Annotated in this window: 14 protein-coding genes; 8 read left to right on the top strand and 6 right to left on the bottom strand. The window is 65.2% G+C overall.

Annotated features, from left to right (window positions below; translation table 11 throughout):
- Positions 1–144 precede the first annotated feature (144 nt).
- The 3 genes from E3U47_RS14875 (at position 145) to E3U47_RS14865 (ending at position 2,531) form a co-directional block, all read left to right on the top strand.
- Positions 145–801 carry a YciC family protein gene (locus E3U47_RS14875; RefSeq protein ID WP_134692316.1) on the top strand — a complete coding sequence of 219 codons (657 nt, stop codon included), beginning with the start codon at positions 145–147 and terminating at the stop codon, positions 799–801.
- 150 nt (positions 802–951) lie between these two features.
- Positions 952–1,512, top strand: a complete 561-nt coding sequence (locus E3U47_RS14870; protein ID WP_134692314.1) for a hypothetical protein — start codon at positions 952–954, stop codon at positions 1,510–1,512.
- A 482-nt stretch (positions 1,513–1,994) separates the two neighbouring features.
- On the top strand, positions 1,995–2,531 hold the full coding sequence (locus E3U47_RS14865) for a hypothetical protein (protein WP_134692312.1): 537 nt from the start codon (positions 1,995–1,997) through the stop codon (positions 2,529–2,531).
- A gap of 238 nt (positions 2,532–2,769) precedes the next feature.
- On the opposite strand, the gene hrpB is transcribed toward E3U47_RS14865, so the two are convergent.
- Positions 2,770–5,298, bottom strand: a complete 2,529-nt coding sequence (gene hrpB / locus E3U47_RS14860; protein WP_134692310.1) for an ATP-dependent helicase HrpB — start codon at positions 5,296–5,298, stop codon at positions 2,770–2,772.
- A gap of 118 nt (positions 5,299–5,416) precedes the next feature.
- Here hrpB and E3U47_RS14855 point away from each other — a divergent pair, with 118 nt between their 5' ends.
- Both E3U47_RS14855 and E3U47_RS14850 read left to right on the top strand, forming a co-directional pair.
- Entirely contained in the window at positions 5,417–5,836 is a 420-nt protein-coding gene (locus tag E3U47_RS14855; protein ID WP_134692308.1) for a polyribonucleotide nucleotidyltransferase, read from the top strand.
- Positions 5,837–5,861: 25 nt separating this feature from the next.
- Positions 5,862–6,731 carry a cation diffusion facilitator family transporter gene (locus tag E3U47_RS14850; protein ID WP_134692306.1) on the top strand — a complete coding sequence of 290 codons (870 nt, stop codon included), beginning with the start codon at positions 5,862–5,864 and terminating at the stop codon, positions 6,729–6,731.
- Between the two features lie 8 nt (positions 6,732–6,739).
- Here the strand turns inward: E3U47_RS14850 and E3U47_RS14845 are convergent, their stop codons facing one another.
- A complete protein-coding gene (locus E3U47_RS14845; RefSeq protein WP_134692304.1) occupies positions 6,740–7,552 on the bottom strand; it encodes a DUF6515 family protein in 813 nt (270 codons plus the stop codon).
- 165 nt (positions 7,553–7,717) lie between these two features.
- On the opposite strand from E3U47_RS14845, the gene E3U47_RS14840 reads away from it, so the two are divergent.
- The 3 genes from E3U47_RS14840 (at position 7,718) to E3U47_RS14830 (ending at position 9,957) form a co-directional block, all read left to right on the top strand.
- Positions 7,718–8,911, top strand: coding sequence for an MFS transporter (locus tag E3U47_RS14840; protein ID WP_134692302.1), 1,194 nt, complete (start codon positions 7,718–7,720; stop codon positions 8,909–8,911).
- Positions 8,912–9,223: 312 nt separating this feature from the next.
- The gene (locus E3U47_RS14835; protein ID WP_011535815.1) at positions 9,224–9,700 is read left to right on the top strand and encodes an Lrp/AsnC family transcriptional regulator; all 477 of its coding nucleotides are present in this window, start codon (positions 9,224–9,226) and stop codon (positions 9,698–9,700) included.
- Positions 9,701–9,753: 53 nt separating this feature from the next.
- The gene (locus tag E3U47_RS14830) at positions 9,754–9,957 is read left to right on the top strand and encodes a DUF2788 domain-containing protein (protein ID WP_023631482.1); all 204 of its coding nucleotides are present in this window, start codon (positions 9,754–9,756) and stop codon (positions 9,955–9,957) included.
- A 112-nt stretch (positions 9,958–10,069) separates the two neighbouring features.
- On the opposite strand, the gene E3U47_RS14825 is transcribed toward E3U47_RS14830, so the two are convergent.
- The 4 genes from E3U47_RS14825 to E3U47_RS14810 all read right to left on the bottom strand — a co-directional run bounded on the left by E3U47_RS14825 (position 10,070) and on the right by E3U47_RS14810 (position 16,182).
- Entirely contained in the window at positions 10,070–10,699 is a 630-nt protein-coding gene (locus E3U47_RS14825; protein ID WP_134692300.1) for a pseudouridine synthase, read from the bottom strand.
- A 6-nt stretch (positions 10,700–10,705) separates the two neighbouring features.
- Complete coding sequence (gene amn, locus E3U47_RS14820; protein WP_134692298.1) at positions 10,706–12,169, bottom strand: AMP nucleosidase; 1,464 nt, start codon at positions 12,167–12,169, stop codon at positions 10,706–10,708.
- Between the two features lie 106 nt (positions 12,170–12,275).
- Positions 12,276–13,928: an acyl-CoA dehydrogenase family protein gene (locus E3U47_RS14815; RefSeq protein WP_134692297.1), complete on the bottom strand. Its 1,653-nt coding sequence runs from the start codon at positions 13,926–13,928 to the stop codon at positions 12,276–12,278.
- A 241-nt stretch (positions 13,929–14,169) separates the two neighbouring features.
- On the bottom strand, positions 14,170–16,182 hold the full coding sequence (locus tag E3U47_RS14810) for a hybrid sensor histidine kinase/response regulator (RefSeq protein WP_134692295.1): 2,013 nt from the start codon (positions 16,180–16,182) through the stop codon (positions 14,170–14,172).
- Between the last annotated feature and the right edge of the window lie 251 nt (positions 16,183–16,433).

The raw sequence follows: 16,433 nt of genomic DNA, 5'->3' as shown, positions 1-16,433 counted from the left end.
TGGGCTGAACAGGACATCGGACAGCGTCAAAGATGGGGGCCGGGGGGCGGCGTTGCAATTGCCTGGGCCATGAAACTTTTTTCAGCAAGGGGGCCGACTGGGCTACAGTTACGCCCTGCTTTTTCTGCCATGCGATGTTGACCGATGAATCCGCTGAGCGTTCTGCGCGACTCCCTGTACTTCTTCCGCCGCCACCTGGCGAGCATCCTCCAGCTGTGCCTGCCGCTGGTGGTGCTCGAGGCCCTGGCCAACCAACTGCTCTACCGACAACTGGGCGAACAGGCCTCGCCGGCCTACGGCATGCTGGTCAGCCTGCTGTTCTACCCGCTGTACAGCGCCGCGCTGATCCTTTACCTCGATACCCGCAGCAACGGCCAGAGCATCGCCAAGCGCGACCTGTTCGCCCGCGCCTTGCAGTTGTGGCCAGCGCTGGCGCTGCTGGTGGTGATCAGTTCGCTGCTGATCATGGCGGGCCTGGCGCTGTTCATCTTCCCCGGCGTGTGGATCATGGTGAACCTGGTGTTCGCCGAGTACCTGCTGGTGCTGCGCGGCCTGCCGGTGATCGAGTCGATGCGCACCAGCGCGCGCATGACCACCGGGCACTTCCTGCGCATCATGGTCTGCATGCTGTCGGTGCTGGCGCCGCTGTGGCTACTCGAAGGCCTGCTGCTGGGCCTGTTCCCCGACCCGCAGCCCGGCGTGCAACTGGCGCTGGACAGCCTCAATGGCTTCCTGCAGTTGTTCAGCACCGTGGTGCTGTATCGCCTGTTCATGTTGCTGGAAGGCGAGGCGAGCACCTGACGCCTTGCCTCGGGCGCGTCCCGCAAACCGGGCCACTACCAGGCTTTTTCCGGGGAACAACCTCCAGTTATCCGACCAAAATCAGGTTCGGTAGTGTGTGAAATGGCATGTACATGCGCCATTTCACACATGAACCTGGAGATATTCCTGATGACCTCTACCCTCTCTCATACCCCGCCAACGCTCGCCACGTCCCCCGTGTACCCCGACATTGATAACTGGATCGAAAACGCTGGCACATTCACCGCACATATCCACTGTCACGGCGTGAAGAAACAGTGGAGCGATTTGCTGCAGCTCTACACGCCCGTGCGCTGCCTACCAGGCACAAGCTGCGACATCGCTTTCCCCGTCAATCTGAGCACTGGCGGTTCAAGCCTGGACAACTGGCTGATCATCGACAATCGCAAGCAACCGGCGACATTCAAGTTCGAGTTCCACTCGCGCACCACGGATCGGCTTTATGTCAGGATCCACGGCACGGGCACTGACCAGGACAAGCAAGTGGATATCAGCCGCAATGGCTATCTCGGCCTGTACGCCAATGCCTCCGAGCTGCTGAAGCTCGAGCCGCTGGAGTGGACCGCTAACACCCTGCGTTGCCGTATCCGCGACCATCAAGGGCATGCCGTTAAAGTGGCCTATGAAAACCCAACGTACCTGAATGTGCAGAACGGAGACGAGGTCAGCTTCGTCATCACTCGCCTCTAAAGCCCAGAGCTATCAAGGTCTTGGCGTTTTTGGAGTATGGCCGCGTCATTTCAGGATGACCGGGGCTGCTTTATGGTCCTTGACCAAACAAGGCAGCTCGGGCGCCTGTTAGGAGCGGCCTTGCAGAGGCGTCGTAGCGGTCGAAAAGGGTTGCAAGGCGATCCCGCAATTGCAAATCGAACGCCAATTCCCAACACTTTGGCTACAGTCGCGAGCTGGCTGAGCCGTTGCTGGATCGATAGCCACGGTATGTTCGCCTCGACAACAATGGCGAAATCGAAGTCTGCCATGGTGACGCCTGATGTTTGTAGCGCCAGAGCATTGTGCTCACCTTTGAAGTTGCAACACATCCGACATGTGGGCTACTCCAATACCTCCATTGGTTAGGAAATCATTCACGCTGATGCGAACTGCCAACTGAAATCACAGTGAACGCGCGTGTTCAGCAGCACGAGACTTTCCTCTTTCATGAAGGTAGTAACATGACCAGCGACGAAATGATCCAAGCCACCTTCAACGCCCCGCTTCCCAGTTTTTTCCAGGCGCGCATCTATCAATACGATAACGGAGTCCGAACGCCATTGCGTTTTACCAAGCCTACCGAGGAGAGGCTGTTCTCGGATGGCGGATGGCTACAAGCAGGCGGTGAGGGGGATTCCCCCCTCTTCGCCATGGACTTCACCAGCAAGCTGAACAACCGCCTGACGATGAACCTGTCCGCCCACAACCACCGCGGCCTTCTGCAACGCGTTGGCCGCAGTCGAAACGGGTACCTCGGCTTGTATGACTATCACACCAATACGCAGGCGTGGAAGCTGGAACCGCTGGAATGGACCGGGACGGAAATGTTGTGCTACCTGCGAGACTTCCGCGATTACCGTGTCGTCGTGAGCAGCGAACATACGTTTATAAAAAACCATAAGTACTACTATCTCAACACGGAGGGGAAGTCCGTCAGTAAGTTCCTCGTCAAACAAGTTGTACTGCCGGGCCTGGAAGGTATGTCCTGGTTATCCTGACAATTCGTTGTTGTGCACGCAATTGAACACTTGAGTGGCCGCCGGCTCAACCTGCGCGTTTCACGCAGTAAGCCGAGGAGGTCTGTTCATCAATGCCCCTCCTTGAATCCAAACAGTAAGCCGGTCGTCAACGCTGGCACCTCCACCACCGAGGTCTAATCATTGCCGGCCCGCAGATCATCAAAGCGCTCGGCATCTGCCAGGTGCGCCATGACAACGGTTACCGGCAACGCCCAGGTCAAGTCCCCCTGGGTTTGGCTCGCGCCGTGGCCTCGGCCACCAGTGGGTCATCCGGCCAGTAATGCTTGGGGTAGCGCCCTTTCAAATCCTTCTTCACCTCGGCATAGGTGGTGCGCCAGAAGTTGGCCAGGTCCTGGGTGACCTGCACGGGGCGGCGTGCCGGTGATAGCAGGTGCAATTTGACCTGCTGGCGACCACCCGCAATGCGCGGGGTGTCGGCCAGGCCGAACAGCTCCTGCAGGCGCACCGCGAGAATCGGCGGCTGCTCGCTGTAGTCCAGGCGGATGCTCGAACCCGACGGCACGCTCAGGTGCGCCGGGGCCAGTTCGTCCAGACGCTGGGGCAGTGGCCAGGGCAGCAGGTTGCGCAGCAGTGACGCCAGGTCCAGCGCGGCGAAATGGCTCAGGCGCGATACCTTGCCCAGGTAGGGTTGCAGCCAGTCTTCCAGGCTGGCCAGCAGCGCTTCGTCGCCCAGGTCGGGCCATTCGCTCTGGCCGTCCTTGTCCAGGTCCAGCTGGCGCAGCAGGGCAACCCGGGCCTGCCACTGGCGCAGTTCAGGGGTCCAGGTCAGCAGGTTGAGGCCCTTGCGCCGTACCAGGCCGAGCAGAGCCCTGGCGCGAGCGTCATCATCCAGCCCCGGCAGTGGTTCGCGGCTGAGCACCAGTTCGCCAACCTTGCGCTGGCGCTCGGCGCGCAGCAGCTGTTCGCGATCATCCCAGTCCAGCAGGTCGAGGGTTTGCACTTGCTCGGCCAACACCTCATCGAACAGTGTCGGCTCGAACTCAGCGGCAAGGTAGATGCGCTCTTCACGCTGGCCCTGTCGGCTGCCTAGGTCGGCGATCACCAGCCAGGGGCATTTCATCAAGGCATCGGCTTCGCCGAACAAGGCCGCGCGACCATTGGCCAGGCGATATTCACCACCGCCTTCGCGGCGCTGCTGGGCGACACGGTCAGGGTAGGCCAGCGCCAGCAAGGCGCCCAGCCAGCGCGGATGGTCGGGATCGGCCACAGCGGCGCTGGCCTTGCCGCGCAACTGGCCACGGTACTGCCGGGCCAGTTGCCGGGCGCGTTGCACCCCGCCCTGGCCGCCACGCGATGCCTTGGATTCGCCGCTGAGCAGGCTCAACCGCGAATGCAGATCGGCGCCGCCACCACGCAGGATGTCGCGCTCACCAAGCAGGGCCGCGACGTCGCAGGCCATGTCGGCCAGCCCCAGGTCCTGCCCACGCAACAGCAAATGAGCGATGCGAGGGTGCGCGGGCAACTCGGCCATGGCCTGGCCATGGGCGCTTAGGTTGTCGCGGCTGCCAGGCTTGAAGGCCCCCAACCGCGCCAGCAGGTCCTGGGCCTGGGCGTAGGCCGCCGCAGGGGGCTGGTCGAGCCAGCTCAACTGTTCCGGCGGCATGCCCCAGCGGCCCAGTTGCAGGGCCAGCCCGGACAAGTCGGCCTGGAGGATCTCGGCACTGCCGTGGGCGGCCAACTGGTCGTGCTGGGCCTCGGACCACAGCCGGTAGCACACCCCCGGCTCCAGGCGCCCGGCCCGGCCAGCGCGCTGGGTGGCACTGGCGCGGGAGATGCGCTGGGTATCGAGGCGGGTCATGCCGCTGCCTGGGTCGAAACGCGGTACCCGAGCAAGGCCTGCGTCGATCACCACGCGCACGCCGTCGATGGTCAGGCTGGTCTCGGCGATGTTGGTGGCCAGCACCACCTTGCGCTGGCCCTTGGGCGCTGGATCGATCGCGGCGCGCTGGGCATTGAGGTCGAGCTCGCCATGCAACGGGCACAGCAAGATGCCCAGGTGCTCGCCCAAGGCCTCCTGCAAGGCTTGGTGGACCCGGCGAATCTCCGCCTGGCCGGGCAGGAACACCAGCAGGCTGCCGCTCTCGTCGGCCAGCGCCTGGAGCACGCAGTCGACCACCCGTGGTTCGACGAACTCGCCGAGCTGGAAGGGCCTGCCCCAGCGGATGTCCACCGGGTGCATACGGCCCTGGCTGCTCACCACCGGCGCGTCGTCGAGCAAGCGCGACAAGCGCTCGCCCTCCAGCGTCGCCGACATCAGCAGGATCTTCAGCGGCGGCTCGTCACGCAGCAGGGCCCGGCCATTGAGGCTCAGGGCCAGGGCCAGGTCAGCATCCAGGCTACGCTCGTGGAATTCGTCGAAAATCAGCAAGCCCACCCCTTCCAGCGCCGGATCGGCTTGCAGGCGGCGGGTGAGGATGCCCTCGGTGACCACCTCGATACGCGTGTTCGGGCCAACCTTGCTGTCCAGGCGGATGCGATAGCCCACGGTCTGGCCGACCTTTTCGCCCAGCTCGCTGGCCAGCCGCTCGGCGGCGGCGCGGGCGGCCAGGCGCCGGGGCTCGAGCATGAGGATGGTCTGCCCGGCCAGCCACGGCTCGTCGAGCAACGCCAACGGCACACGGGTGGTCTTGCCGGCGCCGGGCGGCGCCTCGAGCACCGCTTCGTCACGCGCGCCCAGGGCCAGGCGCAGGTCGGACAGTACGGCATCGATCGGTAATGAAATCATGGTGGTCCTCGAACAATCGTCCGAGTATAACGGCGAACCGAGGCTGGCCTAACATGGTCTTAAGCTCAGGCGCGGACGTTTGCCGCGCCCTTGCAGTGCTACCTTCCCGGAGATTTACATGCGCATCCCTTCCCGCGTCATCGGTGGCGCCCTGGTCGCCACCCTGCTGACCCAACTGACGGCCTGCGGCACCCTGTTCTACCCGGACCGCCGTGGTCAGATCGAAGGCAAGATCGACCCCGTCGTCGCGGCCATGGACGCCATTGGTATCCTGTTCTACGTGCTGCCAGGCCTGATCGCCTTCGGCATCGACTTCGCCACCGGGGCCATCTACTACCCCGGCGGCAAGACCGCCCAGGTCGACCCGGCCAAGCTGGCCCCGGCGGTCGACGCCAACGGCCAGGTCGACAGGCTCAAGCTGCAGGCTATCCTGGAGACCGAACTGGGCCAGCGCCTGCCGCTGAACGACCCACGCCTGATCCAGCAACGCGGCAGCGTCGAGCAACTGGCCAGCCTCGGCCTGGTGCCAGCAGCCTGAGCCCCTCAAGGAAGACCTCCAAGGCATGACCACCTCGGCCGAACACCAACGCCTGCTGCGCCTGGCCACCCGCGCCTCGCTAGCCGTGGCCAGCATCCTGGTCCTGAGCAAGGCCGTGGCCTGGTGGCTCAGCGGCTCGGTCAGCCTGCTGGCCGGGCTCACCGACTCGGCGCTCGATGCGGTCGCCTCGTTGCTCAACCTGCTGGCGGTGCATTACGCACTGCGCCCAGCCGACGACGACCACCGTTTCGGCCATGGCAAGGCCGAGGCCCTGGCCGGCATCGCCCAGGCCCTGTTCATCGGCGTCAGCGCGGTGCTGATCGGGGTGCAGGCGGTGCAGCGCCTGCAAGAGCCAGAGCCGTTGGGCGACACCGCCGCCGGCATCGCGGTGATGCTGTTGTCACTGGTGCTGACCGTGGCGTTGCTGGCGTTCCAACGCAAGGTCGTGCGCCTGACCGGCTCCACCGCGGTGCGGGCCGATTCCCTGCATTACCGCTCCGACCTGCTGCTCAATGGCAGCATCCTGCTGGCGCTGCTGCTGGCACGGTTTGGCTGGCCGCAGCTGGATGCGCTGTTCGGGCTGGGGATCGCCTTGTACATCCTCTGGAGCGCGGTGCAGATTGCCCGGGAAAGCACGGCGATCCTCATGGACCAGGAGCTGCCGACGGATGTCAGCGAGCGCATGCGCGAATTGGTGCTGGCGATCCCCGGGGTGCAAGGCGCGCACGACCTGCGCACGCGGGTGTCGGGCAGCCACTGGTTCGTGCAGTTGCACCTGGAGCTGCCGGGACAGTTGCCGCTGCACGAGGCCCATGCCCTGTGCGTGCAGGCATCGCAGGCGATTCGGGCGCGCTACCCACGGGCCGACGTGATGGTGCATGCCGACCCCGTGTAACGACGGCCTCAGTTGGTGCTATATCCCCGCCCGCTCAAGCACGCTGCCAGTGCCCGCCGGTAGTTGTCCGCCACATTCGCCGGTGGCGCATAGCTGGCCGTCGCCGGGTCGAACCCCGACTGGCTGACTGCCCAGCGGTGGCACTGGAAACGGTCCTGCTCCTGCTGCTCCGGCCCCTGCCCGTACATCGGGTAGGCCACCACGTCATAACCCTGGGGCTGCTGCGCAGCCGGCGCAGGCGCCAGCGAGGGTGGGTTGACCACCACATAGTCACGGCTGTCGGCCTGGTACTGGTAGTAGGTATCCGCCACCAGGAAGAACAGCGCCCCACCCAGCCACACCTCGCGGGCATAAGGCGGCAAGTAGCCGACCCTCACCCCATAGGGCGGCGTGACCACGACGTAACCGCCGCTGTGCGGGCGATACCAGTAGCCGCCGGAGTAGAAGTAATCCTGCCCCCGATAGGGCACTTTCCAATAGCGATCCGGGAAGTGTTCGACCTGGTGTCCCGGATGGTATTGCGGCCCCGGCCCCCAGCCATTGCCATGGCCGTCCGGCCGGCCCGACCAGTCACCGCCCGGTCGCTGCCCCGGGCCACCGGCTGCCCAGTAACGGTTGTCGCCATGGCGGCGGGGAATGTCCTGGTAGTAACCCTGGCGCGGCGGCTGGGTCTGGCGTACTTCCTCCCGGGAAGTGAGCGGCGAGCCGCGTTGCGCTCCCTGGCCGTCATGCCCTGCCCCGGATTCCTCGGCCCAGGCGCCCAGGCTGATACCCATGCCCAGCACACCAATACCGGCCCACTGCCAGATGCGCGACCTCATGATCTTCCTCTCGATGACAACACTTGCCCTTGCAGGCCCAAAGTCTACCGCGACTGCCCATACCAGCAGATGAAAGTGACGACAGCAATGCTTGGCTTGCAGCATTTACATACATAGCGTATGAATAAACAATCATACGAACTGAATGTAAAAGGAACAGCCTTCATGCCCAACCCCTACGCCGAACTGTTTGCCCTCCCTGGCACCCGCGGCTTTACCGCAGCCGGGCTGCTGGCGCGACTGCCCTTGCCCATGGCCGGTATCGGCATCATCACCCTGCTGGCCCAAACACGCGGCAGCTATGCCCTGGCCGGCGCGGTATCCGCGACCTTCGTGCTGACCTACGCCCTGCTGTCGCCCCAGGTCTCGCGCCTGGTGGACCGCCGGGGGCAACGCCGGGTGCTGCCCCTGGCCGCCTTGCTGAGCGTGCTGGGCCTGGTGCTGATGGCCACCGGCGCCTGGTTGGGCAGCCCCAGTTGGGTGCTGTTCGTCGCCGCCCTGCTCAGCGGCTGCATGCCGAGCATGTCGGCCATGGTCCGGGCGCGCTGGACCCATCTGTACCGTGGCCGGCCACAACTGCAGGCGGCCTACTCGCTGGAGACCGTACTCGACGAAATCAGCTTCATCGCCGGGCCACCTCTGGCGGTCGGCCTCAGTGTCAGCCTATGGCCACCGGCTGGCCTGTTGGCGGCAACGCTGTTGCTGGCACTGGGAACGCTGGCACTGGTTTGCCAGGCACGTAGCGAACCGCCACTGGCGCCCCGCGAGCTGGCAACACCTGCGCCTGCGCTATGGCGACACCGCGCCGTGGCGCAACTGACGTTGCTGATGATGGCTATGGGAATGATCGTAGGCACGGTGGACATCGTCAGCGTGGCCTTCGCCAGCGAACAGGGCCAGCCTGCCGCCGCCAGCCTGGTATTGTCGGCCTATGCCGCCGGCTCATGCCTCGCCGGGCTGATGTTCGGAGCGCGGCACTGGCGCCTGGCGCTACATCGCCAACTGTTGCTCGGGGCACTGGCGACCGCGCTGAGCACACTGCCGCTGTTGCTGGCCGACACTGTCATGCAACTCGGCGGCGCGGTGCTGCTGGCCGGCATCTTCTTCGCACCGACCATGATCGTGGCCATGGCCCTGGTCGAGCGCAGCGTGCCGCAACACCAACTGACCGAGGGCCTGACCTGGCTGCTCGCCGGCCTTAACATCGGCGTGGCGATCGGGGCTGCAAGCGCTGGTCAGTGGGTGGACGCCACCACGCCGCGCAACGGCTTCTTCATTGCATTGGCCGGCGGGCTGCTGGTGCTGTTGGTGGCCGCCTGGCCACGGCGCCGCGTATCGATCGCGGGACAGACGCAATAAAAAAGGGAGACCTCAGGGTCTCCCTTCTGCAATTGTCGTCCGTGCTCGGCGCTTGTGACACCGGCTCACCTCGCGCCGTCTTCTGGACAGTGCGTAGCCCGGGGGCCTGGCGGATCCTGTTGGATGGCTGGCCGCGACCGCCCGCCTAGGGCGCGTCGCCGTGGACTGATGTCCGGGCAGTGATTCTGGTGATAAAGATAGGCCAGACGCCGGAGCAGAGGATTGCTAAGATTGCTCTGATAAATAGCACTTGCGCAATTTTTCACTCAGGATCGATAATTCGCCGCAATCTGAACAGAAAAGGCCTTTTCCATGAGCAAGCTCGACCGCTACGACCTGAGCATCCTCGCCGAATTGCAACGCGATGCGCGCATCTCCAACCAGGAGCTGGCCGAACGTATTGGCCTGTCGCCGTCGCCCTGCTCGCGCCGGGTCAAGCAGCTCGAAGACGATGGCTACATCTCGCGCCAGGTGGCGCTGCTGGACCGCAAGAAGCTCGGCCTGAGCCTGACCGCCTACGTGCTGATCGGCATGGACCGCCACACCCCCGAGCGCTTCGAGACCTTCGAGGCGGCGATCCGCAGCCTGCCGCAGGTGCTCGAGTGCAGCCTGGTCACCGGGATGGACGCCGACTATCAGCTTAAAGTGGTGGTACCAGACATGGACCACTACCAGAAACTGCTGCTCGGCAGCCTGACCCGTATCGAGGGGGTGACCAGCGTGCGTTCGAGCTTCGTGCTCAACCAGGTACTGGCCAGCACCGAGCTGCCCTTGACCCACCTGCGTTGAATCCCTGCGCGCCCGGCGTATGATCGTGGGCTCAATCTGCCTGGAGTGAACCGATGGATCCCGCAGTATTCGAAGAATGGATGATGATCATCCTCGTCACCGTACTGATCGCCTTCATGGGCTTCATCGTCTGGGACCTGGCGAAGAAGTCCAAGGCTGGGCGCTTCGGCACGCTGATCCTGTTCTTCGTGCTGGGCCTTGGCGTGCTGGCGTTCATCATCAAGAGCGTGGTGGTGGGGTTTCTCGAAGGGGTGTAGCGGCCCGACGCCCTCCACCCTTCCTTGTAGGAGCGGCCTTGTGTCGCGAAAGGGCTGCAAAGCAGCCCCAGATTTCAGCATCAAGGCAGAAATTGCCGGGGACGCGTGCGGCTTAAAGCTTGGCCGGCACCTCGCGCCAACAGCCCTGGTCCAGCCCGTCGAGGGTCCAGTCGCCAATCCTCACCCGCACCAGACGCAAGGTCGGCAAGCCCACCGCCGCGGTCATGCGCCGCACCTGGCGGTTGCGCCCTTCGCGAATCACCAGTTCCAGCCAGGCGGTCGGCACGCTCTTGCGAAAGCGCACCGGCGGATTGCGCGGCCATAGCGTCGGCTCGTCGAGCAGGCGCGCCTCGGCCGGCAAGGTCGGCCCGTCATTGAGCTCGACGCCCTCGCGCAGGCGCTGCAACTGCTCGGCGCTCGGTTCACCCTCCACCTGCACCCAGTAGGTCTTGGCCAGTTTGTGCTTGGGGTCGGCGATGCGCGCCTGCAGGCGGCCGTCGTTGGTCAGCAGCAACAACCCTTCGCTGTCACGGTCCAGGCGCCCGGCGGGGTAGATGCCGGGGATGTCGATATAGTCCTTGAGCGTGGCGCGCCCCTCGCCGTCGCTGAACTGGGTGAGCACATCGAACGGCTTGTTGAACAGGATCAGGCGCGGCTCGGTCGGCGGTGCCTTGGGCTGGCGCCTTGGGCCGGCAGGACGCGCCGCCGGGCGGCGCGGTGGGTTGCGGGGTGGCAGGGGCATGGATCCTCAGCGGAACGGCGGCTCATCGAAGCTGCGCAGTTTACGCGAGTGCAGCGAGTTGAGCTCGGTGCGCAGCAAGTCGAGGGCGGCGATGCCTATCTTCAGGTGCTGGCTGACCGCGCGGTTGTAGAAGGCGTTGGCCGAGCCTGGCAGCTTGATCTCGCTGTGCAGCGGCTTGTCCGACACGCACAGCAAGGTGCCGTACGGCACCCGCAGGCGATAGCCCTGGGCCGCGATGGTGCCGCTTTCCATGTCTACCGCCACGGCCCGGGACAGGTTGATCAACGGCCGCTCCTGGGCCCAGCGCAGCTCCCAGTTGCGGTCGTCGTAGGTGAGCACGGTGCCGGTGCGCAGGCGCTTCTTCAACTGCTCGCCACGCTCGCCGGTAACCTGGGCCGCGGCTTCCTGCAGCGCCAGTTGCACTTCGGCCAGGGCCGGGATCGGGATGTTCGGCGGCACCACGCGGTCGAGAATACCGTCGCGGCGCATGTAGGCGTGGGCCAGCACATAGTCGCCAATGGTCTGCGATTGGCGCAGGCCGCCGCAGTGGCCGATCATCAGCCAGCAGTGCGGGCGCAGCACGGCCAGGTGGTCGGTGATGTTCTTGGCGTTGGACGGACCGACGCCGATATTGACCAGGGTGACGCCATCGCCGTCGGCGGCGATCAGGTGGTAGGCCGGCATCTGGTAGCGGTGCCAGACCACGCCGGCCACCAGGGCCTGGGCCTCGCCGTTGTCCATGCCCTTGTCGATGATCACGTTGCCCGGCAACACCATGCGCACGAAGCGCGGGTCGTCGCGCAGTTGCTCCAGGCCATGGGCGATGAACTGGTCGACATAGCGGTGGTAGTTGGTCAGCAGGATCCACGGCTGCACATGGCGCCAGTCGCTGCCGGTGTAGTGCACCAGGCGGCGCAGCGAGAAGTCGACGCGGGCGGCATCGAACAACGCCAGCGGCAGGGTCTGGGCGCTTTCCCAGTCGTACAGGCCGTCGGCGATGTTGTCGGTGGCCGCCGACAGGTCGGTGCTGGGGAACACCCGCGCCAGCTGCGCGGCGGTAATGCCGCTGCCGGCCAGCTCGTCGCCCTGGTCGACCACGTAGGGGTACGGGATGTTCTGCTCGCTGACGCCAACTTCGACGGTCACGGTGTAGTCGTGCATCAGCGGGCGCAGTTGCTCCAACAGGTAGCTGCGAAAGGCCGCGGGCTGGGTCACGGTAACGCTGTAGGTGCCGGCCACCTGGACCTTGGCATAGGCGCGGGTGGTAGCGGCGACTTCGCCCTGGCTGAAGTAGGTCAGGCGCAGCGCCGGGTAGCGGAACAACGCCCGCTCCTCGTCACCCGGTTCGGTGCGGTCCTTGAGGTAACGCTTGAGGGCCTGGCTCAGGGCCCCGGTGGCCTGTGCATGCAAGGCCGCCAGTCGGTCGACGGCCTGTTCGGGGGTAGCTACGACTTCAAACGCTTGGCTCACGCTGGGCTTCCTGTCTTGGGAACATGCATGCCAGCCATCTTGCCTGCGTTGCCAGGCAAATACACCCCCAGTGTCGGTGCTGTGCCATTCCTTGCACGAACGGCTTTCAACCAGCCCAGACAGGCGTGGCCCTGGCCACCAGCGCCACGGCATCCACCCCGCGCGGCAAGGCGCCATACACCCGCCCGCCAGCGCCCAGGCGACTGCCGATGAACGCATCGCTCACCGTGGCGTTGCCCGCCTCCAGCAACAACTTGGCCTGCAACGCCACGGCGATATCCTCGGTCAGTTGCCGTGCGCGGTACTGGATGTCGTCGGTGTCGGCGAACGCGCCCTTGAGGTTGCCGATGAACGCCGCCAGCCGCGGATCGCCATGGCCATCACCCAGTTCGACGAACAGTGCCTCGAGCACACCCGGTTCCTTCGACAGCGCGCGCAGCACGTCCAGGCACTGCACGTTGCCCGAGCCCTCCCAGGTCGAATTGACCGGGGCCTCTCGGTACAGCCGGGGCAGGATGCTGTCCTCGACATAACCCGCGCCGCCCAGGCATTCGGCGGCCTCGTTGATCATCCCTGGGGCGCGCTTGCAGATCCAGTACTTGCCCACTGCCGTCACCAGCCGGGCGAAATGCGCCTGCTGCGGATCGTCCAGCTGGTCCAGGGCCTGGCCCATGCGCAGGCTCAAGGCCAGGGCGGCTTCGCTCTCCAGCGCCAGGTCGGCGAGCACGTTCTGCATCAACGGCTGCTCGGCCAGCAGCCGACCGCCGACCTTGCGGTGGGCGCAATGGTGCGCGGCCTGGGTCAGGGCCTGGCGCATCAGGGCACTGGAGCCGACCATGCAATCGAAGCGGGTCATGGCCACCATCTCGATGATGGTCGGCACGCCACGGCCCTCCTCGCCGACCATCCAGGCCAGGGCCCCGCGGAACTCCACTTCGCTGGAGGCATTGGAGCAGTTGCCGAGCTTGTTCTTCAGGCGCTGGATGTAGAACTGGTTGCGATTGTCATCCGGCCGGTGGCGCGGCAGCAGGAAGCAACTCAGGCCTTTGTCGGTTTGCGCCAGGGTGAGGAAGGCGTCGCACATCGGCGCCGAGCAGAACCACTTGTGCCCCACCAGCTCGTAGGCCTGGCCCGGCCCCGGCGCACCCACCGGGTAGGCGCGGGTGGTATTGGCGCGCACGTCGGTACCGCCCTGTTTCTCGGTCATCGCCATGCCAATGGTCACCCCGGCCTTGTGCCGGTCGCCGACATTGCGCGGGTCGTACTCGCGGGCGAGGACCTTCGGCAACCAGTAACCGGCCAGTTCCGGTTGCAGGCGCAGGGCCGGCACGGCGGCGAAGGTCATGGTCAGCGGGCAGCCGGTACCGGCTTCGGCCTGGCTGTGCAGGTAGGTCATCGAGGCCCGGGCCACGTGGGCACCGGAGCGAGGTTCGGCCCAGGGCAACGAGGGCAGGCCGTGCTCGACGGCGGTGCGCATCAGTTCGTGGTAGGCGGGGTGGAACTCGACCAGGTCGATGCGATGGCCGTAGCGGTCATGGCTGCTGAACTCGGGCTTGTGCGCATTGGCCTGAAAGCCTGCGGCCATCAGCGGACCACCGGCCAGGGCACCGTAGGCGTCGATCCGCGACTCGGCCCAACCGGCGCCGAAACGCCGCGACCACTCCTGCAGCGGCAGGTCGAGGCGGTACAGGTTGGCGCCGTCGAGGGGCGGCGGCTGGTTGGTGACTTCGTGGGTTTCGGCGAACTGGTGCAGGTTCATCGGGGCCTCCTGGATCCGCTCATGCCTGGATAACCCAGTGAAGCACCGCAGGCCGGTCAGTCAAAGTGACAAAACGGACTACATGGGGGCGCTTCGCGCCCTGATCGGCTCCTCAAACCCTGCACTGTCCCTGTAGGAGCGGCCTTGCGTCGCGAAAGGGCCGCGCAGCGGCCCCAGAATTCAGCATGAAACAAAGATCGCCGGGGCCGCTCTGCGGCCCTTTCGCGACACAAGGCCGCTCCTACAGGAAGCGCAGACCGCGATCATCCTGTAACTGCGGGTCTGCGGCACGCGCCGGTGCTACCTGCACCTGCGCCACGGCCAGTACCAGGCTCAACTCGAAACGGCTGCCCAGCCCAGGCGTGGATTCGTGAGACAAGCTCGCCCCGATCAACTCGCTCAACTGCCGGCAGATCGACAGGCCTATCCCCAGGCCGCCGTAGCGTCGGGTCATCGATCCGTCCACCTGGGAAAAGCGCTGGTACAAAACCGCCTGGTCGAGGTCGTCGAAACCTATCCCGCTGTCGCTGACGGTCAGGCTCAAGGCCAAGGTATCGGGCCCGGTCCGCCGCCCCCGGGCCTGCACGGTGACGCCGCCCTGGTGGGTGAACTTCAAGCCGTTGTCCACCAGACAGGCCAGGCAGCGCGCCAGTTTCTGCGCATCGCCGACCAGGCTGTCGGGCAGGTCAGCGGGGATGTCCAGGCTCAGGTACAGGCCCTTGGCCAGGGCCTGCCCGGCATAGCCGGCGCGCAGTTCCTGGAGCAGCCGGCGCAGGCTGAACGGCACGCCATGGCTACGCAGCCGCCCGGCCTGTAGTTCGGTGAGGATGAGAATATCGTCGACCATCGCCATCATGTCCTGGGCCGAGCCGGTGGCGGTACGATGGTACTGCGCCTGCTCGGCGCTCATGGGCAGGGTGTGCAGCAGTTCCAGCGAACCGATCACGCCGTTCATCGGCGTGCGCAACTCGTGGGTCACGGTGGCTAGGAACTCGTCCTTGAGCCGGTTGCTGCGGGCCAGTTGCAGGTTCAACTGCTCAAGGGTGCGCCCGGTGTCGCGCAGGGCCTGGGCCTGCTGCTCACGCAAACTGTTGATGCGGTCGGCCAGGGCCAGCGACAACAGCGCCACCTCCAGCGCAGCGCCCAACTGACTGGCGTACATGGTGATGAACAGGTTGGGCAGGTAACCCAGCACCATCAAGGTGTTGACCAGGCCACCCAGCAAAAACGCCGTCCAGGCGATGATGAACCAGCGCGCCACCCGCACCCCCCGCCACCAGGCATATAGCCCGGCGGTGAAGATGCTCACGGTGAACAGCAGCGCCAGCACCGTGGCCATGCGCAACGCCACGCCATAACGCAGGGTCAGCGCCGTGACCATGACCAGCGCGCCCGCGACCATCAGCAGCATCAGCAGCCGGTCGAAGCCACGACTGAGGCGGCCCAATTGCAGGAAGTGGCGGGCGAACTGGCAGCCGAACAACCCCGCAGCGCCAATGAACAGCGGCGTGGCGGCATTCGCCCACCAGGGGCTATCCGGCCAGAAATAGGCGATGCCGGCGCCGTTGACCGACACCTGGTAGAGCCCGAACGCGCCGATATAAAGGATGTAGTACAGGTAGCTGACGTCACGCACACTGAGGTAGATGAACAGGTTGTACACCAGCATCACCAGCAACACGCCGTAGATCATGCCCAGTACATACAGGCGAGTGGGCTGGTCTTGCAGGTAGGCCACGGTCGACCACAGGGTCAGCGGCGCCTGGATCGAGCCCTGGCTGTGCAGGCGCAGGTAGGCGGTGGTGGCTTGGCCTGGGTGCAGGGGCAGTCCGAACAGGTAGTTGTTCTGCTGGATCTGCCGGCTGGCATAGGGCAGCGCGTCGCCGGTGCGCCCGGCCAGGCGGTACACGCCCTGGGCGTCCGCCAGGTAGAGTTCGAGGTGATCCAGCGGCGGGTAGGCCAGTTCCAGCAACCATTGGCGTGGGGCGGCGGACGGCGCGGCAGCGTAGGCGAGGTCGACCTTCAGCCAGAACACCGAGGTCGAATAACCGGCGTTGAGCACCTCGTGCTCATGGGCCTGAAAGCGGTTGGCAAAGGCGGCCGAACTGACCTGGGCAATACTGGCGCTGCCATCGTGGTCTTCATAGACCTGCATGAACCGGCCCAACGGCAGACGCCCGGTGCTGTCGTCGAACGCGACCGCCCCAGCGAACAGGGGCACACAGCCCAGCAGCACAATCAGCAAATAGCGCATACAGCCCCAGCATGGCCTGTCACGGTCGCGTCGCGGTTGCCTCCTGTCCATTTGAGACGACGTGATCCGGCAGTGCCGTTCATCGAGTTATCCGAGCACTCTAGCATAGCTTTTCAGGCCAACCAGAGGCCACATCATTTTTGCCTTTAAAGGCTCTATTACGGGCATTACAGAGCAACAGACCAACACCTTCTGACCACTCGATCAGGAATTAACCCCGCGCGGCTGATCCGCGCAAAAAGGTTTGGTGA

It is taken from the genome of Pseudomonas sp. RIT623, assembly GCF_004519305.1.
Classification (GTDB): domain Bacteria; phylum Pseudomonadota; class Gammaproteobacteria; order Pseudomonadales; family Pseudomonadaceae; genus Aquipseudomonas.
Note: the sequence above shows the minus strand (reverse complement) of the source record. Positions and strands in the feature narration are given on the sequence as shown.

What these genes read in the sequence shown, in the direction of transcription:
- E3U47_RS14835 (WP_011535815.1), top strand. Translation starts at nt 9,224, where the DNA reads ATGAGCAAGCTCGACCGCTACGACCTGAGCATCCTCGCCGAATTGCAA.
- E3U47_RS14825 (WP_134692300.1), bottom strand. Translation starts at nt 10,699, where the DNA reads ATGCCCCTGCCACCCCGCAACCCACCGCGCCGCCCGGCGGCGCGTCCT.
- E3U47_RS14810 (WP_134692295.1), bottom strand. Translation starts at nt 16,182, where the DNA reads ATGCGCTATTTGCTGATTGTGCTGCTGGGCTGTGTGCCCCTGTTCGCT.
- E3U47_RS14830 (WP_023631482.1), top strand. Translation starts at nt 9,754, where the DNA reads ATGGATCCCGCAGTATTCGAAGAATGGATGATGATCATCCTCGTCACC.
- E3U47_RS14840 (WP_134692302.1), top strand. Translation starts at nt 7,718, where the DNA reads ATGCCCAACCCCTACGCCGAACTGTTTGCCCTCCCTGGCACCCGCGGC.
- E3U47_RS14870 (WP_134692314.1), top strand. Translation starts at nt 952, where the DNA reads ATGACCTCTACCCTCTCTCATACCCCGCCAACGCTCGCCACGTCCCCC.
- E3U47_RS14875 (WP_134692316.1), top strand. Translation starts at nt 145, where the DNA reads ATGAATCCGCTGAGCGTTCTGCGCGACTCCCTGTACTTCTTCCGCCGC.
- E3U47_RS14850 (WP_134692306.1), top strand. Translation starts at nt 5,862, where the DNA reads ATGACCACCTCGGCCGAACACCAACGCCTGCTGCGCCTGGCCACCCGC.
- hrpB (WP_134692310.1), bottom strand. Translation starts at nt 5,298, where the DNA reads ATGATTTCATTACCGATCGATGCCGTACTGTCCGACCTGCGCCTGGCC.
- E3U47_RS14865 (WP_134692312.1), top strand. Translation starts at nt 1,995, where the DNA reads ATGACCAGCGACGAAATGATCCAAGCCACCTTCAACGCCCCGCTTCCC.
- E3U47_RS14855 (WP_134692308.1), top strand. Translation starts at nt 5,417, where the DNA reads ATGCGCATCCCTTCCCGCGTCATCGGTGGCGCCCTGGTCGCCACCCTG.
- E3U47_RS14845 (WP_134692304.1), bottom strand. Translation starts at nt 7,552, where the DNA reads ATGAGGTCGCGCATCTGGCAGTGGGCCGGTATTGGTGTGCTGGGCATG.
- E3U47_RS14815 (WP_134692297.1), bottom strand. Translation starts at nt 13,928, where the DNA reads ATGAACCTGCACCAGTTCGCCGAAACCCACGAAGTCACCAACCAGCCG.